Annotated in this window: 18 protein-coding genes; 11 read left to right on the top strand and 7 right to left on the bottom strand. The window is 70.1% G+C overall.

Annotation, left to right across the window (positions count from 1 at the left end; all coding sequences use genetic code 11):
- A partial coding sequence (locus tag BKE38_RS31815; protein ID WP_207553508.1) for a hypothetical protein occupies positions 1-428 on the top strand: 428 nt, incomplete at its 5' end.
- A 441-nt stretch (positions 429-869) separates the two neighbouring features.
- Positions 870-2,699, top strand: coding sequence for a translational GTPase TypA (typA, locus tag BKE38_RS06550; RefSeq protein ID WP_076956555.1), 1,830 nt, complete (start codon positions 870-872; stop codon positions 2,697-2,699).
- Between the two features lie 84 nt (positions 2,700-2,783).
- On the opposite strand, the gene BKE38_RS06545 is transcribed toward typA, so the two are convergent.
- Positions 2,784-3,395: a helix-turn-helix domain-containing protein gene (locus tag BKE38_RS06545; protein WP_076956554.1), complete on the bottom strand. Its 612-nt coding sequence runs from the start codon at positions 3,393-3,395 to the stop codon at positions 2,784-2,786.
- 242 nt (positions 3,396-3,637) lie between these two features.
- On the opposite strand from BKE38_RS06545, the gene BKE38_RS06540 reads away from it, so the two are divergent.
- The 7 genes from BKE38_RS06540 (at position 3,638) to BKE38_RS06510 (ending at position 11,776) form a co-directional block, all read left to right on the top strand.
- Entirely contained in the window at positions 3,638-5,317 is a 1,680-nt protein-coding gene (locus BKE38_RS06540) for a peptide ABC transporter substrate-binding protein (protein WP_076956553.1), read from the top strand.
- A gap of 44 nt (positions 5,318-5,361) precedes the next feature.
- Entirely contained in the window at positions 5,362-6,312 is a 951-nt protein-coding gene (locus BKE38_RS06535; protein WP_076956552.1) for an ABC transporter permease, read from the top strand.
- 12 nt (positions 6,313-6,324) lie between these two features.
- A complete protein-coding gene (locus BKE38_RS06530) occupies positions 6,325-7,251 on the top strand; it encodes an ABC transporter permease (RefSeq protein ID WP_083747336.1) in 927 nt (308 codons plus the stop codon).
- Positions 7,251-8,264, top strand: coding sequence for an ABC transporter ATP-binding protein (locus BKE38_RS06525; protein ID WP_076956551.1), 1,014 nt, complete (start codon positions 7,251-7,253; stop codon positions 8,262-8,264). The genes BKE38_RS06530 and BKE38_RS06525 overlap by 1 nt, the downstream gene beginning before the upstream one ends.
- On the top strand, positions 8,261-9,253 hold the full coding sequence (locus BKE38_RS06520; protein WP_076956550.1) for an ABC transporter ATP-binding protein: 993 nt from the start codon (positions 8,261-8,263) through the stop codon (positions 9,251-9,253). The genes BKE38_RS06525 and BKE38_RS06520 overlap by 4 nt, the downstream gene beginning before the upstream one ends.
- Positions 9,254-9,284: 31 nt before the next feature.
- On the top strand, positions 9,285-10,613 hold the full coding sequence (locus BKE38_RS06515) for an NAD(P)/FAD-dependent oxidoreductase (protein ID WP_076956549.1): 1,329 nt from the start codon (positions 9,285-9,287) through the stop codon (positions 10,611-10,613).
- A gap of 83 nt (positions 10,614-10,696) precedes the next feature.
- On the top strand, positions 10,697-11,776 hold the full coding sequence (locus BKE38_RS06510) for an AGE family epimerase/isomerase (RefSeq protein WP_242662242.1): 1,080 nt from the start codon (positions 10,697-10,699) through the stop codon (positions 11,774-11,776).
- 58 nt (positions 11,777-11,834) lie between these two features.
- On the opposite strand, the gene BKE38_RS31810 is transcribed toward BKE38_RS06510, so the two are convergent.
- Together BKE38_RS31810 and BKE38_RS06500 are read right to left on the bottom strand one after the other, a co-directional pair.
- Complete coding sequence (locus tag BKE38_RS31810) at positions 11,835-12,008, bottom strand: hypothetical protein (protein WP_165694129.1); 174 nt, start codon at positions 12,006-12,008, stop codon at positions 11,835-11,837.
- Positions 12,009-12,016: 8 nt separating this feature from the next.
- Positions 12,017-12,313, bottom strand: a complete 297-nt coding sequence (locus tag BKE38_RS06500; RefSeq protein WP_076956547.1) for a hypothetical protein — start codon at positions 12,311-12,313, stop codon at positions 12,017-12,019.
- A 204-nt stretch (positions 12,314-12,517) separates the two neighbouring features.
- Between BKE38_RS06500 and hrcA the strand changes: the two genes are divergently transcribed.
- Positions 12,518-13,600 (top strand): heat-inducible transcriptional repressor HrcA, encoded by a 1,083-nt coding sequence (gene hrcA, locus BKE38_RS06495; RefSeq protein WP_408887420.1) that lies wholly within the window; start codon positions 12,518-12,520, stop codon positions 13,598-13,600.
- A gap of 225 nt (positions 13,601-13,825) precedes the next feature.
- Here the strand turns inward: hrcA and BKE38_RS06490 are convergent, their stop codons facing one another.
- Both BKE38_RS06490 and BKE38_RS06485 read right to left on the bottom strand, forming a co-directional pair.
- Positions 13,826-14,422, bottom strand: coding sequence for a Maf family protein (locus BKE38_RS06490; protein WP_076956546.1), 597 nt, complete (start codon positions 14,420-14,422; stop codon positions 13,826-13,828).
- Positions 14,419-15,306, bottom strand: a complete 888-nt coding sequence (locus BKE38_RS06485; RefSeq protein WP_076956557.1) for a pyruvate, water dikinase regulatory protein — start codon at positions 15,304-15,306, stop codon at positions 14,419-14,421. The genes BKE38_RS06490 and BKE38_RS06485 overlap by 4 nt, the downstream gene beginning before the upstream one ends.
- A 344-nt stretch (positions 15,307-15,650) precedes the next feature.
- Between BKE38_RS06485 and hemE the strand changes: the two genes are divergently transcribed.
- Positions 15,651-16,694, top strand: coding sequence for a uroporphyrinogen decarboxylase (hemE, locus tag BKE38_RS06480; protein WP_076956545.1), 1,044 nt, complete (start codon positions 15,651-15,653; stop codon positions 16,692-16,694).
- A 173-nt stretch (positions 16,695-16,867) separates the two neighbouring features.
- Here hemE and BKE38_RS06475 read toward each other — a convergent pair whose 3' ends face one another.
- The gene (locus BKE38_RS06475; protein WP_076956544.1) at positions 16,868-17,677 is read right to left on the bottom strand and encodes a sugar phosphate isomerase/epimerase family protein; all 810 of its coding nucleotides are present in this window, start codon (positions 17,675-17,677) and stop codon (positions 16,868-16,870) included.
- 4 nt (positions 17,678-17,681) lie between these two features.
- Positions 17,682-18,842, bottom strand: coding sequence for a dihydrodipicolinate synthase family protein (locus BKE38_RS06470; protein WP_076956556.1), 1,161 nt, complete (start codon positions 18,840-18,842; stop codon positions 17,682-17,684).
- Positions 18,843-18,962 lie beyond the last annotated feature (120 nt).

Below are 18,962 nucleotides of genomic sequence, written 5' to 3'. Positions count from 1 at the left end.
TCCCCTCCCCCCGCTTCGAGGCCGCGGGCATCCAGACCATCGCCACCCGCCCCGAGAACGGGCTGGCCCAGGCACCGGGCTGCGCCCAGTCGGCGCCGCTGTTCCGCTCGCATATGCCGCGCCTCGTCGCGTGGCAGGGCGCGCGGCAGCCGCAGCGGCTGGACGTCTCCCCCCTGCACGTCTCCCAGGCGAAGGGACGGCCGGAAGGCCCGACCGACCGCCAGGGCCGGCCGTTGCCAGGCAACCGCTTTCAGCCCGGTACCCCCGGGCAGGGCGCGGATCGCGGCATCCCCCCGGCCCTGCCGCCGGGCGCGGAAGATCCGGCCACCACGCCGGCCATGCACCAGGCGGTGCATCTCTGCGTGGTGGACCGCTTCTCGCCGCAGCAGCCGCTGGGCGGCGCGTCCAGGGCCGTCTACCGGCTCTGACCGCCCGCTGTCTTTCCAGGCCGGTCATCCCCGAGAGGGGGTGTCCGGCCTTTTTCATGGTCCCGCTTCCCGGCCTGCACGGCCGATGAAGACTTGGCGACAGCAGCCGGCGCGCGCAGGACGATGGTGCCACCCGTCGGCCGGAGCGGTGCGGGCCACCCTGGGCGGCTTGCCGGAAAAACCCCCGTCCCGGCAATGAATTGGCGGCAAAACTCTGGCAAGGCTCGGCTTTCGGCCGGGCGCCGCAGGGTCTGGCTCGGGGCTGCCCTGCGCCGCGTGCCGGGGTCGGGTGGCGGAAAGGCTCGCTTTTTGCCGCAAGCCAGCCTATCTGTGCGCCGCAACAAGCCGCCCGGCCCGCCCGACCTGATCTCCGCCGCACCCTGCGGAGGGGTCGCCGGGCTTTGAGCACAGGCGGCGCAGCCCCTTGGAACTGCCCGCCCTATGGAATTGCGCAACGTCGCCATCATCGCCCACGTCGACCATGGCAAGACCACGCTGGTCGACAATCTGCTGAAGCAGGCGGGCGCCTTCCGCGCCAACCAGGCCGTGGCCGAGCGCGCCATGGACCGGAACGACCTGGAGCGCGAGCGCGGCATCACCATCCTGGCCAAGTCCACCGCGGTGGAGTGGAAGGGTGTGAAGATCAACATCGTCGACACCCCGGGCCACGCCGATTTCGGCGGCGAGGTGGAGCGCATCCTGTCCATGGTGGACGGCGCCATCGTGCTGTGCGACGCCGCCGAGGGCCCGCTGCCGCAGACCAAGTTCGTGCTGACCAAGGCGCTGGCCCGCGGCCTGAAGCCGATCGTCGTCATCAACAAGGTCGACCGCCAGGACGCCCGCGCCGACGAGGTGCTGAACGAGGTGTTCGACCTGTTCGCGGCGCTCGGCGCCTCGGACGAGCAGCTCGACTTCCACACCATGTTCGCCTCCGGCCGCCAGGGCTGGGCCGATCTGACGATGGACGGTCCGCGCAAGGACCTGTCGCCGATGTTCGACCTGATCCTGAGCCATGTGCCGCAGCCCAAGGTCGACCTCGACGCCCCCTTCGCGATGAACGCGACGATCCTGGAGGCCGACAACTTCCTCGGCCGCATCCTGACCGGGCGCATCGAGCAGGGCGTGGCGCGCACCAACATGCCGGTGCGCGTGATGCGCCAGGATGGCACGGTGGTGGAGACCGGCCGCCTGACCAAGCTGATGACCTTCTCGGGCCTGGACCGCGTGCCGGTCGACGAGGTGCAGGCGGGCGACATCTGCGCCATCGCCGGCCTGTCGGAAGCCACCATTCCCGACACCATCGCCTCCCCCGAGGTGGCCGAGCCGCTGCCGGCGATCCCCATCGATCCGCCGACGCTGACCATGACCTTCCGCATCAATGACGGCCCGCTGGGCGGCCGCGAGGGCAAGAAGGTCACCTCGCGCCAGATCCGCGACCGCCTGTTCAAGGAGACGGAGGGCAACGTCGCCATCCGGGTCAAGGTCTCCGAGGAAGTGGACGCCTTCGAGGTCGCCGGCCGCGGCGAACTGCAGCTGGGCGTGCTGATCGAGACGATGCGCCGCGAGGGCTTCGAGCTGACGATCGGCCGGCCGCGCGTGCTGACGCAGGTCAATGCCGAGACCGGCGAGCGCGAGGAGCCCTTCGAGGAGGCTGTGATCGACGTCGACGAGGAGTTCTCGGGCGTCGTCGTCGAGAAGATGTCGGTCCGCAAGGGCATGATGCAGGACATGCGCCCCTCGGGCGGCGGCAAGGTCCGGCTGGTGTTCCACATCCCGTCGCGCGGCCTGATCGGCTACCACGGCGAGTTCATGACCGACACCCGCGGCACCGGCATGATGAACCGGCTGTTCCTGGGCTATCGCCCCTGGGCCGGTCCGATCGAGGGCCGCATCAAGGGCAGCCTGATCTCCAACTCGGATGGCGAGGCGGTGCAGTACTCGCTGTTCTCGCTGCAGGAGCGTGGCACGCTCTTCGTCGATCCGGGTGCCAAGGTCTATGTCGGCCTGATCCTGGGCGAGCATTCGCGCGAGAACGACCTCGACGTGAATCCGATCAAGGAGAAGAAGCTGACCAACGTCCGTGCCGCCGGCAAGGACGAGGCGCTGCTGCTGATCCCGCCGCGCCGGATGAGCCTCGAGCAGGCGATCGCCTATATCGAGGAGGACGAGCTGGTCGAGGTCACCCCGACGGCGGTCCGCCTGCGCAAGCGCTACCTGGATCCGCATGAGCGCAAGAAGCACGCCAAGCGCGGCGACAGCGAAGCGGCGTGATTTCGCCTGAGCGCCCCCCAGCGGGGGGCGCCCTGGCAGAAAAAAGGATGGGGGTCCGGGGGAATTCTTTCCCCCGGGCTTTTTTTATGGCTCGACCGGATTGGTGATCCAGACGATGCGGGTCGGCGCGTCCGTCGGATTGTCGAACATGTGGGGCACGGTGGAGGGAAAGCGGAAGCTGTCCCCCGCCTCCAGCAGATGCGCCTCGTGGTCCAGCCACAGCCGCAGCGTCCCGGCGAGCACGTAGCCCGCCTTCTCCCCCTGGTGCTTGACGAAGTCCGGGCCGGAGGAGCCGCCGGCGCTGAGGGTGAGCTCGTACATCTCCATCTGCCCCGGCGCGTCCGGCGCCAGGCTCTCCTTGAGCACGCCCGAGGGCGTCAGCCGCAGCAGCCGGCGCTGCCCGCGGCGGACGATGTAGCGCGGTGACGGCCCTTCGGCGCGCTCCTCGAAGAAGAAGGAGATCGGCACCTGCAGCGCCAGGCTGAGCAGGCGCAGCGTCCGCACCGAGGGGGTGGCGAGACCGCGCTCCAGCTGGCTGATCATGCCGATCGACAGGCCGGCGCGGCGGCCGAGCTCCTGCAGCGACAGGCCCATGTTCTGGCGCAGCAGGCGGACGCTCTCGCCCAGGCGGCGGTCGCTGGCGGCCTCGTCGATCTCGGGCGGCGTCCGGGCGGTGAGCTCTGCCTGTTCTTTCATCCGTCCGCTCCTCCGCCCGCCGGGGGCTGCCGCCGCGGCGCGCAGGGGCGCACGCCGGGACGATGAAGATGATTGCCATGCCGCCACTCGGGCGTTGACAGCAAGCTTTCACCAGCGTGAACATGCCGGCAAGAATTTTGATCCCGGTAAAAGCCGGGACTTCAAGGGAAAGCCTGCGCGGTTTCTGGACCAGCCGGATGACGGTTGCGCCGACGCGCCCGGCTGAGCGGGAGACGAGGACCATGACGCAAGACGACACCGCGCGCCTGTCGCGCATCCTGGCGCCGACGCGGCGCGGGCTCTTCGCCATCGGCGGCGGCGCGGCCGCGGCCATGGCCAGCGGCACGGCTTTCGCCCAGGGCCGCCCCGCTGGCCGCCCGCCGGAGAAGCCGCGCGGCCAGGTGGTGATCGGCCTCAGCCAGGAGCCGACGGTGTTCCACCCGCTGATGCCGGGCATCGAGGTGGACCAGGGCGTCTGGTGGAACCTGTTCAGCACGCTCTGGTACATCGATCCCGACGGCAAGTTCGTCCCCGACCTGGCCGCCGAGATGCCCAGCCAGACCAATGGCGGCATTTCCGAGGACGGGCTGACCTGGAAGGTGAAGCTGCGCCGCGACGTGAAGTGGCATGACGGCACCGCCTTCACCGCCGAGGACGTGAAGTTCACCCTCGACCTGATCAACAACCCGAATTTCCGCGTGCGCAACCGCGTGGGCCACGGGCTGGTCAAGGACATCAAGGTCAATGCGGTCGACGAGATCGAGTGGCGGATGGACGCGCCCTATGCGCCCTATCTGTCGATCCTGTCGCTGACCTTCATGGTGCCGAAGCACATCCTGTCGACGGCGACCGACCCCAACACCTCGCCCTTCAACAACGCCCCCGTCGGCACCGGCGCCTTCCGCTGGGGCAGCCGCACCGCCGGCGACAATGTCCAGCTGGTGGCCAACCCTGCCTATCACGGCGCCGGCCCGTATCTGGAGCGGGTGGTGTTCAAGTACATCCCGGACCTGACGGTGATGTACACGCAGTTCCGCACCGGCCAGATCGACTATACCGGCATTTCCGGCATCAGCCCCAACTTCGCGCGCGAGGCCCAGGCGCTGCGCGGCCGCCGCGTGCATGTGAACCCGACCGCCTCGGTCGAGAGCATCGCGCCGAACCTCGGCAGCCCGGTCTTCGGCGACAAGGCGGTGCGCCAGGCGCTCTACATGAGCATGAACAAGAAGGCGCTGATCGACGCCATCTATTACGGCCTGCCGACGCCGACCGAGAGCTTCCTGCCGGCGCAGTCCTGGGCGATCAATGCCGAGCTGCCGAAGCACGAGTTCAACGTGGCGAAGGCGAACGAGACGCTGGAGGCCGCCGGCTGGAAGCGTGGGCCCGACGGCATCCGCGCCAAGGACGGCGTGAAGCTGGAATTCGCCAATTCCACCACCGCCGGCAACCCGGTGCGCGAGCAGGCGCAGCAGGTGCTGATGCAGGACTGGAAGGCCGTGGGTGCTGCCATGCGCATCCAGAACATGCCGGCCGCGGTGATCTGGGGCGAGTTCTGGCAGCAGTCGAAGTTCAGCTCGGTGATGGTGGCGGTGAACTACATGCTGGGCAGCGACCCGGATGTCACGCCGCGCTTCAGCAGCAAGGCGATCCCGGCCAAGGGCGGGCGGGGCCAGAACACCTTCCAGTTCGAGAACAGCCGCGTCGACGCGCTGCTGGAGACCGGCGCCACCCAGTTCGAGCAGGCGGCGCGCCGCACCACCTATGGCCAGATCCAGCGGATCATCCGCGACGAGCTCGCCATCCTGCCGATCTTCCAGCAGGTGCTGGTCGAGGGCACCAAGGACAACCTCACCGGCTTCAAGCCGAACATCAACACGTCGTCGAACTGCTGGAACGTGCGCGAGTGGTACTGGGCCTCCTAAGGGCCCGGTCATCCTCTCTGTCTTGATGAAAGCGTAAGATCCGAATGGCCCCCTATCTCATCCGGCGCTTCGGCCAGGCGGTGCTGCTGCTCCTGGTGGTTTCCATGATCGGCTTCGCCATCCTGCACCTGGCGCCGGGGGGGCCGATGGCGCAATACGCCATCGGCTCCAACATGTCGCAGGAAGACCTCGACCGCATCGCCCAGCAGCTCGGCCTCGACCGACCCCTGCCGGTGCAATATGCGGAATGGCTGTGGCGCATGCTGGGGGGCGACTGGGGCACCTCCTTCCGCGACGGCCAGCCGGTGCTGCATGTCATCGGCTCGCATCTGGGCGCGACGCTGCAGCTGATGCTGACGGCGACCCTGCTGGCCATTTTCCTCGGCTGCTGGATCGGCATCCTCGGCGCCATCCGCCGCTACTCGGTCTTCGACTACCTGGCGACGATCGGCGCCATGGTGGCGCTGTCGATCCCGACCTTCTGGTTCGGCCTGGTCACCATCTTCGTCTTCTCGGTCGAGCTCGGCTGGCTGCCGGCCGGCAACCGCGAGACGGTGGGCGACGGCTCGCTGCTCGACATGCTGCACCACCTGATCGCGCCGGCCATGGTGCTGGCGCTGGTCGAGACGGCGATCTGGAGCCGCTTCATGCGCTCCTCCATGCTCGACGTGGTCAACCAGGACTATATCCGCACCGCCCGCGCCAAGGGCCTGCCGCGCTTCAAGGTGCTGACGCGCCACGCGCTGCGCAACGCGCTGCTGCCGATGATCACGGTGGCCGGGCTGCAGATGCCGACGCTCCTCGGCGGCGCGCTGGTGACCGAGACGGTCTTCACCTGGCCCGGCATGGGGCGGCTGTTCCTCGATAGCATCAGCTACCGCGACTATCCGGTGGTGATGGGCATCCTGATGTTCTCGGCGGCGATGGTGCTGATCGGCAACCTGCTGGCCGACATGCTCTACGCGGTGGCCGACCCCCGCATCCGCCTGGGCTGAGGGACGCACGCCATGAGCAGCTCCATCTTTGACAGCAGCCCGGGTGACAGCAACCCGGGTGGCGACTTCGCCGCCCGCGAGGCCGCCATCGCCCTGCCGCCGCGCAACACCGCGCTGCGCCGCTTCTGCCGCCACCGGCTGGCCATGGCGGGGGCCATCATCATCGCCATCCTGGTGCTGGGCAGCTATCTCGGCCCCTATCTGATCCCCTACGACGACACCTTCATCGACATCATGCAGCGCTTCGCGCCGCCCTTCTCGGGCGCGCATATCCTGGGCACGGACGAGCTCGGCCGCGACATGCTGGCGCGGCTGATGATGGGCGGGCGGATCTCGCTGGCGGTCGGCTTCACCGCCATGGTGATCAGCATGGGCATCGGCATCCTGGTCGGCGCCATCGCCGGCTATTACGGCGGCATCGTGGGTGCGGCGCTGATGCGCTTCGTCGACGCGGTGCTGTGCTTCCCCTCGATCTTCCTGCTGCTGGCGCTCGCCGCGCTGATCGAGCCCGGTGTCGCCTCGATCACCCTGCTGATCGCGGCCACCGCCTGGATGGACGTGGCGCGCATCGTCGAGGGGCAGATCCGCGGCCTCCGCGAGCGCGACTTCGCCGTCGCCGCCGAGGCGCTGGGCGCCTCCGACCTGCGCATCGTCTTCCGCGAGCTGGTGCCCAACGCGGTCGCCCCCATCGTGGTGGCGGCGACGCTGAACGTGGCCAAGGCGATCCTGCTGGAATCCTATGTCAGCTACCTGGGCTACGGCATCCAGCCGCCGACGCCGAGCTGGGGCAACATGCTGAACAACGCGCAGATCTACCTGACCAGCGCGCCCTGGCTGGCGATCCTACCCGGCCTGTTCATCACGCTGGCCGTCACCAGCTTCAACTTCCTGGGCGACGGGCTGCGCGACGCGCTCGATCCCCGGATGGAGAACCACTGATGGCGGGCGAGCTCCTGCTGGAGGTCGAGAACCTCGCCGTCAGCTTCCGCAGCCGCGGCGCCGTGGCCGACGCGGTCAGCGACGTCTCCTTCCGCCTGCACCAGGGCGAGACGCTGGCCATGGTCGGCGAAAGCGGCTCCGGCAAGAGCGTCACCTCCCTGGCGCTGATGCGGCTGCTGCCGGACGCGCCGCAATGCCAGGTGCGTGGCAGCGTGAAGCTGCGGGACAAGACGGGGAGCGGCATGCTGGACGTGCTGGCCCTGCCCGAGCCGCAGATGCAGGCGGTGCGCGGCAACAACATCGCCATGGTGTTCCAGGAGCCGATGACCTCGCTGAACCCGGTCAAGACGATCGGCGCGCAGATCACCGAGACCATCCGCCTGCACCGCCCGATGCTGGCCCGCGCCGCCGAGGACGAGGCGGTGCGCCTGCTCGACCTGGTCGGCATCCCGGCGCCGCGGCAGCGCCTGACCGCCTATCCGCACCAGCTGTCGGGCGGCATGCGGCAGCGGGCGATGATCGCCATGGCGCTGTCCTGCGAGCCCTCGGTGCTGATCGCCGACGAGCCGACCACCGCGCTCGACGTCACCATCCAGGCGCAGATCCTCGACCTGCTGAAGCGGCTGCAGGAGCAGACCGGGATGGCGGTGATCTTCATCACCCACAATCTGGGCGTCGTCGCCGAGATCGCCGACCGGGTGATGGTGATGTATTCCGGCCGGGTGGTGGAGCAGGCCGATGTGGTGCCGCTCTTCCAGCAGCCGCTGATGCCCTATACGCGCGGGCTGCTGCGCTCGGTCCCCCGGCTGGACCTGGCCGGGCGGCGGGCCGGCGCGCTCTATGCCATCCCAGGCAATGTCCCCGATCCGCGCCGGCCGCCGCCGGGCTGCGCCTTCCATCCGCGCTGCGATTCCTTCGCCGACGGGCGCTGCAATGTCGAGGCGCCGCGGCTCGACAGCACCGCCGATGGCCGCCAGGTGCGCTGCCTGCGCTGGCCGGAGTTCGTCGCATGACCGCCCTCGTCGAGATCGACTCTCTCCAAAAGCACTTCCCAGTGGGGGGTGGCCTGTTCGGACGGGGGAAGAAGCAGGTCCGCGCCCTGGATGGCGTGTCCCTCTCCATCGAAAAAGGAGAAATCCTGTCGGTCGTCGGCGAAAGCGGCTCGGGCAAGACGACGCTCGGCCGCACCGTGCTGCGGCTGACCGATCCCACCGCCGGCGCCATCCGCTTCGAGGGGCAGGACATCACCAGCCTGTCGCGCCGGGCGCTGCGGCCCTTCCGCCAGCGGATGCAGCTGGTCTTCCAGGACCCCTTCGCCTCGCTGAACCCGCGCCAGACGGTGGAGCAGATCGTCGCCACCCCGCTGGCGATCCATGCCGGCGGGTCCTCCGCCACCGAAAAGCGCGAGCGCGTGGCGGACATGCTGCGGCTGGTCGGGCTGCAGCCGCACCATGCCGACCGCTATCCGCATGAGCTGTCCGGCGGGCAGCGCCAGCGCGTCGGCATCGCCCGCGCGCTGATCCTGAATCCGAGCTTCCTGGTGGCGGACGAGCCGGTCTCGGCGCTGGACGTCTCGATCCAGGCCCAGGTGGTGAACCTGCTTCTCGAGTTGAAAGAGAAGCTGGGGCTGACCATCCTGTTCATCGCCCATGACCTGGCGGTGGTCGGCCATATCTCGGACCGCATCGCGGTGATGTATCTGGGCCGCGTGGTCGAGGTGGCGGAGACCGGCACGCTGTTCCGCAGCCCGCGCCATCCCTATACCGAGGCGCTGTTCTCGGCCGCGCCGATCCCGGATCCGACGGTGCGCCGCAGCCGCGTGCTGCTGCAGGGCGATATCCCGAGCCCGATCGACCCGCCCTCCGGCTGCGCCTTCCGCACCCGCTGCCGCCACGCGCTGCCGGAATGCGCGACCGTGGTGCCGCCGCTGCGCCAGGTCGGCCCCGGCCATCTCTCCGCCTGCATCCGCGACGACATCGCGCTGCAGGCCTCCATCGCCTGATCTTTCTTTCAGTCATCAAGGACGCCCGCCCATGTCGCCTCCTGTCGATCGCATCGCCAGCGATGAGAAGCTGCCGGAGGCGGTCGATGTCGTCGTCATCGGCGCCGGCATCATCGGCGTCGCCGCCGCCTATCACCTGGCGAAGAAGGGCCGCTCGGTCGCGCTGATCGAGAAGGGCCATGTCGGCGCCGAGCAGTCCAGCCGCAACTGGGGCTGGTGCCGCCAGCAGGGGCGCGACCGGCACGAGATCCCGCTGGCCCGCGTCAGCCTGGAGATGTGGGGCGGGCTGCATGAGGAGATCGGCGCCGATCTCGGCTTCCGCCGCAAGGGCGTGCTCTGGGTCACCAAGGACCCGAAGGAGCTGGCCGGCTGGGAGCGCTGGGCCGATGTCGCGCGCGAGCAGCAGGTGCACAGCCGCATGCTGAGCAAGGCGGAGATCGCCGAGCGCCTGCCGACCCATACCGAGGGCTGGCTGGGCGGCATGGAGACCCCCTCCGACGGCCGCGCGGAACCCGCCATGGCGGCGCCGGCGCTCGCCAAGGGCGCCCGGGCCTTGGGCGTGAAGATCTTCCAGAACTGCGCGGCGCGCGGCATGGAGACCAGGGGCGGCGCCATCGACGCCGTGGTCACCGAGAAGGGCCGCATCCGCACGCAGGCCGTGCTGCTGGCCGGCGGCGCCTGGTCCACCCTGTTCTGCCGCCGCCACGGCATCGACCTGCCGCAGGCCATGGTCACCGGCACCGCCTTCCGCACCAACCCTGGCCCCGCCATCACCGAGGGCGCGTTGGGCACGCCGGGCTATTGCATGCGCCGGCGGGAGGATGGCGGCTATACCGTAGCGCTGCGCGGCCGCGGCACGCTGAACCTGACGCCGGAGGGGCTGCGCTACGCCCGCCAGTTCTGGCCGACCTTCCGCACCCGCGCCGCCAAGCTGAAGATCCGGTTGGGCAAGCCCTTCCTGGACGGGCTGATGACCGGCGCCAGCTGGTCCTTCGACAAGGAGACGGTGTTCGAGCGCAACCGCGTGCTCGACCCGGCGCCCGACATGTCGCTGGTCGAGGAGGCGCTGGCCATGCTGGGCCAGGCCTATCCGGAACTCGCCGGCATCGGCTGCGCCGAGGCCTGGGGTGGCACCATCGACTCGACCCCCGACGCGGTGCCGGTGATCTCCGGCGTCGACACGCTGCGCGGCTTCTATCTGGCGACCGGCTTCAGCGGCCATGGCTTCGGCATCGGCCCGGCGGCCGGGCGGCTGGCCGCCGATATCGTCACCGGCGACACGCCGGTGGTCGATGCCCATCCCTATCGCTACACGCGGCTGATCGACGGCACCTATCTGGCGCCTTCCGGCGCCTTGTGACCGGCGTGGCCTGATCGGGCTGGGCGGAAGTTGTTGGCCGGGCGGGCTTGTCGCGCCCGGCCGACAGGTCTACGCCGCTGGGCGTGCGACACGATCTCTGGTCCTGGCTGACCCGCCAGGCATGGCCCTGCTGGCTGGCGCATGGCGTCGACTGGCAGGCCCGCGCCTTTCATGAAAGCCTCGACCTCGGGTCGAAGCGCTGCCCGGCGGATCACCGCCGGCTGCGTGTCGTGGCGCGGCAGGTCTACAGCTTCTCCCTGGCGCATCGGCACGGGATTCCGCGCGCGGCGGAGGCGGTGGAGCTCGGCCTCGACTTCCTGCGGCGCACCGCGCGGCAGCCGGATGGCGGCTATGCCTGGCGCTTCGCCCTGGACGGGCGGGTGATCGACGACCGGCGCGACCTCTACGACCATGCCTTCGTGCTGCTGGCGCTGTCGGCCGCCTCTGGCGTGCTGCCGGCGGCGCCGCTGCGCGCCATGGCGATCGAGCTCGACGACTTCATCGAGCACCGCATGACCCATGCCGAGGGCGGCTACCTCGAAAGCCTGCCCCCTGCCCTGCCGCGCCGGCAGAACCCGCATATGCATCTGCTGGAAGCCCGGCTCGCCGCCTATGAGGCCTTCGGCGACGCGCGCTTCCTGGACGCCGCGACCCGCCTGGTCGCGCTGTTCCGCCGCAAGTTCTACCAGCCCGCCACCGGGACGCTGGCCGAGTTCTACGACGACGACCTGCGCCCCCTGCCCGCTCCGCTGGCCGGACCGGTCGAGCCCGGCCATCATTGCGAATGGCTCTGGCTGCTGGACTGGCATGCGCGGCTGGCCGGCGGTCATGTCGCCCTGGCCCAGGCCGGCGGGCTGCAGCGTTTCGTCGCGCGCTTCGGCCTCCTGCCCGACGGCACGCTGCGCGACGGGGTTGCGCCCGACGGCACGCCGCTTTCCGATTCGGCCCGGCTCTGGCCGCAGGCGGAGCGGCTGAAGGCGGCGGCGCTGCAGGGGCCGGCCGCGCTGGCCGCGGCCGAGGCGGCGCTTGCCACCTATCTGCGCGCCGACGGCCTGTGGCACGAACGGCGCCTGGCGAATGGCGAACTCAGCCAGGAGGCGGCGCCGGCCAGCAGCCTCTACCACCTGTCCTGCGCGCTGGATTTCGTCGCCCGGCGCGGGTGAAGCACGGCGCGGGTGAAGCAGGGGCGCGGATGAAGCAGGGGCGCGCGCCCGCCGGGTGTCACTCGCCCAGCAGCACGACCCCGCCCCAGGACAGGCCGATGACCAGCACCACCACCAGCGCCGCGGCAGTGCCGGGATTGCGGGCGGCGCGGTCCAGCAGCAGCCCGGCGGCCGAGGCACCCAGGGCGAAAAGCATCAGAACCGAGAGGAAGCCCATCAGCGTGGGATTCATCGCGGCATTCATCCGCGCATCGGATCCACCGAGCGCGGGCCGAAGCCGGCACGGCGCTGCACCTCCTGCGCCTGGCGCTGGGCGTGGCGCTCCTCCGGCGTCAGCGCGGCGTAGCGCTGCCGCGCCGCGCGCAGCCAGGCGGTGCGCTGGCCGGGACGGGCCGCCTCATCGGCGCTCCGCTCGGCCTCCTGCTCCTCCAGCATCGGCGAGGCACCGGGCTGCTCGTCCTGCGTCTCCGGCGGATAGGCGGCCAGCCACCCCATCAGGGCCAGAGGCCAGAGCCGCGATCCGGACATATCGGTCATGATCCCCTCCGTGCCTATCTGTATCAAGTGGTGCTGCACCATGTGTTCCACCTTCGGGCGGCACACCATTATCGAGGGATGCAACGCCTTCATGGCCATCATGTGTCATCGCGTGACAAGATTGGCGGGATGGGGTGCCTCGGGGGTTCACGGCTGCTTGAGACCACACCAGGAAAACAATTCTTGACGAAGGAAAGACGGAACTTGGCGAAAGTCCTGGGCCTGCCGCCGCTGCTCGCCGGATTGCGCCCCGGCCTGTCGCCGGCGCTGGACAGCCGCGGCGCCACCATCCTGCGCCAGGTGGTCGAGATGTATGTGGAGACCGGCGAACCGGTCGGCTCCCGCACCCTTTCCCGCCGCCTGCCGCTGGCGCTCTCCCCGGCCACCATCCGCAACGCCATGGCCGACCTTGAGGAGGCCGGGCTGCTCTACGCGCCGCACACCTCGGCCGGCCGCCTGCCGACCGAGCAGGGGCTGCGCCTCTTCGTCGACGGGCTGCTGGAATTCGGCGCCCTGTCGGAAGAGGACCGCGACGCCATCGCGCTGCGCTGCGCCGCCTCCGGCCGCAGCATGGAGGAGACGCTGTCGGAAGCCGGGCAGATGCTGTCCGGCCTGGCCGGCGCCGCAGGCCTGGTGGTCGCACCCAAGACCGAGGCGCCGATCCGCCATATCGAGTTCGTCGCCCTCTCCCCCGGCCGCGCTTTGGTGGTGCTGGTCAACGCCCATGGCCAGGTGGAGAACCGGGTCATCGAGGTGCCGCCCGGCCTGCCGCCCAGCGCCTTCACCCAGGCCAGCAACTTCCTCAACGCCCGCCTGTCCGGCCGCACCCTGGAAGAGACCCGCACCAAGGTCGCCGACGAGATCCAGGCCAACCGCACCGCGCTGGACGACCTGACCCAGCAGATGATCGAGGCAGGGCTGGCCACCTGGGCCGGCGGCGGCGGCGGCTCGCTCATTCTCCGCGGCCAGTCGAAGCTGCTGGAAAACGTCGACCAGATCGCCCGGGTGCAGGAAATCCAGGCGCTGTTCGAACGGCTGGAAGCGCAGGAGACCATGCTGCGCCTGCTGGAGCTGGCCCAGCGCGGCCAGGGCGTGCAGATCTTCATCGGCGCGGAATCCGGCCTGTTCAACAGCGCCGGCTTGTCCATGGTGGTGGCGCCCTTCCGCGACGGCCAGGAACAGATCGTCGGCGCCATCGGGGTGATCGGACCGACACGCATCAACTACGGGCGGGTCATTCCTGTGGTTGATTACACGGCCCGGGTGATCGGGCAGCTGCTGGGTTAGGCAAGAACAGGGGCAGGCCAGGGGAATGAATTCCCCTGGACCCCTTCTTTTGTCTGTCTGCTGGCCGTTTGGCGGACAACGCCACGACCCAGGCCATGCCAGGGTCGCGCCGCGGCCGGGCCGCTTCACATCCTGTCGCCACGTGGAGGCGGCAGACAGCGCGGAAAAAAGATGGGGGTCCAAGGGAGGATTCATTCCCCCTGGCCCTGCCTTCAGGGGCTTCCCTTACTCCTCGATCGCCCCATGCTGCCGCAGGAAGCCCAACAAAGGCAGCAGCGGCAGCCCGAGGATCGCCGAATGCTCGCCCTCGATCTCGCGGAACAGCTGCACCCCCAGCCCTTCCAGCCGATAGGCGCCGACCGAGGACAGCACCGCGGCACCTTCGCTCGCCAGGTAGCGGTCCAGGAAGGTGTCGGAGAAGTCGCGCATCACCAGCCTGGGCGTGGCCACGTGCTGCCAGACGCGCTGGCCGCCGCGCCACAGCACCATCGCCGTATAGAGCGTGTGGCTGCGGCCGCGCAGCGCCTGCAGCTGGGCACGGGCGGCGGCCAGGTCGGCCGGCTTGTCGAACCAGTCCCTGCCGCAGACCAGCAGCTGGTCGGCGCCGATCACCAGGGATTCGGTGTCGCGGCGGCCGATGCGGGCGGCCTTCGCCTCGGCCAGCAGGATGGCGGCCTCGGCGGGCGGGGCCTCCTCGGCCTGGGCGGCCTCCTTCAGCGCGGCCTCGTCGACGGCAGCGGGGCGGGCCTCGAAATCCAGCCCGGCGGCGCGCAGCAGCGCCGCCCGCGTCGCCGAGGAGGAGGCCAGGACCAGCCGCGTCATGCGCCGATCAGGCCGGGCTTGGGCGGCTGGCCGCCACCGCCCCCGCTGCCCAGGCTGCGCCGGGCATGCCAGGCTTCCATCAGCTGCAGCACCGTCGCCGCCGTCTCCTCGATCGAGCGGCGGGTGACGTCGATCACCGGCCAGCCATGCGTGGTGCAGAGCCGCCGCGCCGCCTGGATTTCCGATTTCACCGCTTCGAAGTCGACATATTCGTTGGTGTCCTGCCGCACGCCGCCGGCGCCGATGATCTTCAGCCGGTGGCGGCGGATGTCGATCAGCGCGTCGGTGGCGATGGTCAGGCCGATCACCGGGCAGGGCGGGTTCAGCAGCTCCTCCGGCAGGGCGGCGCCGGGGACGATCGGCACATTGGCCGCCTTGATGCCGCGGTTGGCCAGGTAGAAGCAGGTCGGCGTCTTGCTGCTGCGGCTGACGCCGACCAGCACGCAATCCGCCTCCTCGATGCCGGCGACGCCCTGGCCGTCGTCATGCGCCAGGACATAGTGCATGGCGTCGATGCGGCGGAAGTAGTCGGCATCCAGCACGTACTGGGCGGCGCGCTTCTCCCGCGCCTGCTGGCCCAGCTGGGTCTGCAGCAGGTCCATCACCGGGTCCAGCACCGAGAGATGGGCGATGCCCAGCTGCTGGCACACCCCCTCCAGCGCATGCCGCAGCGAGCGGTCGACCAGCGTGAACATCACCGGCCCGGGCTCCGCCTTGATGCCTTCCAGCACCTGCTCGAGCTGCAGGTGGGAGCGCACCAGCGACCAGCGGTGATGCACCACATGCGCCTCGGCGAAGCGGGCGAGCGTCGCGCGGGCGATCGAGTTCAGGGTCTCGCCGGTGCTGTCGGAGACGAGGTGCAGGTTGAGGATGCGGCTGGACATCGGCTCCGGCATGCGGCTGGCGGTGGCGGAAAGGGGTGCCGTCTCCTGGGGGGGAAAACGGGGATTGCTGTGGAGATTGGGGAAAACTACACCGCTGGCCAGCCCCCCCTGGGTGAATCGGGGATGGAATCCGCATTTTGAAGGGCTTGGGGACATTTGCGCCGATCGGCTGGTGCGAGTCCGGGGAAACGCGCGGAAACCGGCCTTTGAGCTGGGTTTTTGCCCGATTCGCGCCTGTGGAGAAGTTTGTGGATTCAACGCGCGCCGAATTGCGTCCCCCTTATCCACAGGCCCTATAAGACCCCCATCTTTCTTAAAGACTCTTTTTCATAGAAAGGGGCGCCATGGAAAACGCGTCGAAGCCACTCCTGCGTGCCCTTGGCGGCGAGGCCGTCTGGCCGCCGCCCTTCTGGCTGATGCGCCAGGCAGGGCGGTACCTGCCGGAATACCGGGAGCTCCGCGCCCAGGCGGGGGACTTCATTAGCCTCTGCACCAACCCCGAGCTGGCAGCCGAGGTGACGCTGCAGCCGCTGCGCCGCTACGGCATGGATGGCGCCATCCTGTTCAGCGACATCCTGATGCTGCCCTGGGCCATGGGGCAGGGGCTGCGCTATGCCGAGGGCGAGGGCCCGCTGCTCGACCCGATCCGCGACGCCGAGGCCTTCGCCCGGCTAACCCCTGAAAACATTCGCAAAAACATCGCGCCGATTCTGGAGACGGTGGCGCGGGTGCGGGCGGGACTGGCTCAGGAAGCGCCGAAGACCGCGTTGATCGGCTTCGCCGGAAGCCCCTTCACCGTCGCCTGCTACATGGTCGAGGGGAAGGGCGGCGGCGAATTCGCCCATGCCCGCCGCATGGCCTATGCCGATCCGGCGCTGTTCGGAAAGCTGATCCGGCTGCTGGTGGACAGCACCGTCGAATACCTGCTCGCCCAGGCGGAAGCCGGGGCCGAGGCGCTGATGCTGTTCGACAGCTGGGCCGGGCTGCTGTCGCCGGCGCAGTTCCGCCGCTGGTCGATCGAGCCGACCAACGCCATCGTCCGCGGCATCCGGAAAGTGCAGCCGACCATTCCGCTGATCGGCTTTCCCCGCCTCGCCGGGCCTTTGCTGGTGGAATACGCGCAGCGCACCGGCGTCGGCACGGTGGGGATGGATACGGGGATGGATCCGCGCTGGGCCGCGGCGAATGTCCCCGCGAATATCGGATTGCAGGGCAATCTCGACCCGCAGGCGGTGGTCGCCGGCGGCATGGCGCTGGAGGCGGAGGCGCGCTCGGTGCTGGCGGCGATGCGCGGCCGGCCTTTCGTCTTCAACCTGGGCCACGGCATCGTGCCGCCGACGCCGCCCGAGCATGTCGCCGCGCTGGCCCGCGTCATCCGCATCGGGTGATTAGTTTTTCTAGGGGCTCGGGCGGAAGGCTCCGCCAGGCCCCTGGAAAAATTTCCTAACGCTGCGTCGGGCGGGCTGGGGGCGGCACCAGGGCCTTCCGGCGGCCCGGCGCCTCCTTGACGCCACCCGGGGTCCTGCCGGCCTCCAGCGGCTCTCCAGGGCCGGCTGAAGGGTCAGCAGGCCTCGGCGTGCCGCTCCTTCAGCAGGGTCAGCACCAGGTCGGGGTCCTGCTGCCACCAGCGATGTGACAGGATCTCGGCCTCGATGGCGCCGCGATAGCCGGCGGCCTCGACCATGCGGCGGATGCCGGGGATGTCGATCACCCCCTCGCCCGGCAGGCCGCGGTCGAAGACGGTGTCGGTGGTCGGCACCAGCCAGTCGCAGACATGGAAGCCAGCGATGCGGTCGCCGGCGCGGGCGATCTGCCGGGCGATCTCCGGGTCCCACCAGATGTGGTAGACGTCGAGCGCGACGCCGGTGCCGGCCCCCAGCGCGTCGCAGAGGTCCAGCGCCTGGGCGGTGGTGGTCAGCACGCTGCGGTCGGCGCAGGTCATCGGGTGCAGCGGCTCCAGCGCCAGGGTGACGCCGGCGGCGCGGGCCTCGGGCAGGATGGCGGCCAGGCCGTCGGCGACCATCGCCCGCGCGCCCTCGAGGTCCCTGGAGCCCTCCGGCAGCCCACCGCAGACCATCACCAGGCAGGCGGCGCCGAGGGCCTGCGCCTCGGCGATGGCGCGGCGGTTGTCCTCGATGGCGGCGGCCCGGCCGGCGGCGTCGGGCGCCGGGAACATGCCCCCGCGGCAGAGGCCGGAGACCGACAGCCCGGCATCGCGGATCTGCTTTGCCGCCGCCGCCACCCCCATGGCCTGCAGCACGTCCCGCCAGGGGGCGATGGCAGGGATGCCGTGGCGGGCGCAGCCTTCGATGCAGTGGGGCAGGTCCCAGCGCTGCTTCACCGTCACGGTGTTCAGCGACAGCGGGCCCATGGCGCTACTCCACCCCGTGCAGCGCCAGCAGCGTCCGCATCCGCCGGGCCGCCATTTCCGGGTCGGACAGCAGCCCCGCGGCATCGGCCAGGCGGAACAGTTCGGCAAAATGGAGCAATGACCGCGCCGATTGCTGGCCGCCCAGCATGCAGAAATGCGGCTGGTGGCCGTTCAGCCAGGCCATGAAGACCACCCCCGTCTTGTAGAAGCGGGTGGGCGCCTGGAAGATGTGGCGCGACAGCGGCACGGTCGGCGCCAGGATGGCGTGGAAGCCCGCCAGGTCGTCCTGCGCCAGGCAGGCCAGGGCGCCTCCCACCGCCGGCGCGATCGGGTCGAAGATGCCGAGCAGCGCGTCGGAATGGAGCTCGCCGTCGCCGGCGATCAGCTCCGGGTAGTTGAAGTCGTCGCCGGTGTACATCCGGACGCCCTCCGGCAGGCGCCGGCGCATGGCGACCTCCTTGCCGGCATCGAGAAGAGAAATCTTCACGCCGTCGACCTTGCCGGCATGCGCGCCGATCACCTGCAGCGCCGTCTCCATCGCCGCCATGTGGTCCGCATGGCCCCAGTAGCCGTCGAGCGCCGGGTCGAACATCTCGCCCAGCCAGTGGATGATCACCGGCTGCCGGACCTGCGACAGGATCCGGTCATAGACCCGGACATAGTCGTCCGGGCCCCGCGCGGCATGCGCCAGCGCGCGGGAGGCCATCAGGATGATCCGCCCGCCCATCGCCTCGATGGCCGCGCATTGCTCCTCATAGGCGCGGATGACGTCGTCGATGGTGACGCCGGGCCCGGGCGCCAGGTGGTCGGTGCCGGCGCCGCTGGCCATGGCAGCACCTGGAAAGTCCTGCATCGCGTCGAGCGAGCGGCGCACCAGCTCCTGCGCGGTGGTCCAGTCCATCCCCATGCCGCGCTGGGCGGTGTCCATCGCCTCGGCGACGCCGAGGCCGAGCGACCAGAGGTGGCGGCGGAAGGCGATGGTGCGGTCCCAGTCGATCGCCTGGGCGTCCCAGGGGTCCTGGGGGACCAGCGGGTCGACGACCATATGCGCGGCGGCCAGCGCGATGCGCGGGAAGGGGGGGCGGGCCGCCGGGAAGCGCCGCGCCGGGCTCAGCGCGAAGGGCGCCAGCCGGCCATCGGCACCGGGCAGCAGGATGCGATCCATGACAGGACTGGCCCGGGTGTGGCTGGACATGGCGGACGGTTCCCTGTTCCCGGGGGGCTCGGGCCCCCTCGTGCTTTCTGCGCCGGCAGTCTGCGCGGAAACACCGGGGACAGGAATGGG

This window comes from Teichococcus deserti (genome assembly GCF_001982615.1).
Lineage (GTDB): Bacteria > Pseudomonadota > Alphaproteobacteria > Acetobacterales > Acetobacteraceae > Pseudoroseomonas > Pseudoroseomonas deserti.
This window is presented reverse-complemented; position numbering and strand designations above follow the sequence as displayed.

Bases quoted from the DNA above. Each gene is read 5' to 3' on its own strand.
- BKE38_RS06470 (WP_076956556.1), bottom strand. From the start codon at position 18,842: ATGGATCGCATCCTGCTGCCCGGTGCCGATGGCCGGCTGGCGCCCTTC.
- BKE38_RS06520 (WP_076956550.1), top strand. From the start codon at position 8,261: ATGACCGCCCTCGTCGAGATCGACTCTCTCCAAAAGCACTTCCCAGTG.
- BKE38_RS06540 (WP_076956553.1), top strand. From the start codon at position 3,638: ATGACGCAAGACGACACCGCGCGCCTGTCGCGCATCCTGGCGCCGACG.
- BKE38_RS06475 (WP_076956544.1), bottom strand. From the start codon at position 17,677: ATGGGCCCGCTGTCGCTGAACACCGTGACGGTGAAGCAGCGCTGGGAC.
- typA (WP_076956555.1), top strand. From the start codon at position 870: ATGGAATTGCGCAACGTCGCCATCATCGCCCACGTCGACCATGGCAAG.
- BKE38_RS06525 (WP_076956551.1), top strand. From the start codon at position 7,251: ATGGCGGGCGAGCTCCTGCTGGAGGTCGAGAACCTCGCCGTCAGCTTC.
- BKE38_RS06500 (WP_076956547.1), bottom strand. From the start codon at position 12,313: ATGACCGATATGTCCGGATCGCGGCTCTGGCCTCTGGCCCTGATGGGG.
- BKE38_RS06490 (WP_076956546.1), bottom strand. From the start codon at position 14,422: ATGACGCGGCTGGTCCTGGCCTCCTCCTCGGCGACGCGGGCGGCGCTG.
- BKE38_RS06515 (WP_076956549.1), top strand. From the start codon at position 9,285: ATGTCGCCTCCTGTCGATCGCATCGCCAGCGATGAGAAGCTGCCGGAG.
- BKE38_RS06535 (WP_076956552.1), top strand. From the start codon at position 5,362: ATGGCCCCCTATCTCATCCGGCGCTTCGGCCAGGCGGTGCTGCTGCTC.
- hemE (WP_076956545.1), top strand. From the start codon at position 15,651: ATGGAAAACGCGTCGAAGCCACTCCTGCGTGCCCTTGGCGGCGAGGCC.
- BKE38_RS06485 (WP_076956557.1), bottom strand. From the start codon at position 15,306: ATGTCCAGCCGCATCCTCAACCTGCACCTCGTCTCCGACAGCACCGGC.
- BKE38_RS06530 (WP_083747336.1), top strand. From the start codon at position 6,325: ATGAGCAGCTCCATCTTTGACAGCAGCCCGGGTGACAGCAACCCGGGT.
- BKE38_RS06545 (WP_076956554.1), bottom strand. From the start codon at position 3,395: ATGAAAGAACAGGCAGAGCTCACCGCCCGGACGCCGCCCGAGATCGAC.
- BKE38_RS31810 (WP_165694129.1), bottom strand. From the start codon at position 12,008: ATGAATCCCACGCTGATGGGCTTCCTCTCGGTTCTGATGCTTTTCGCC.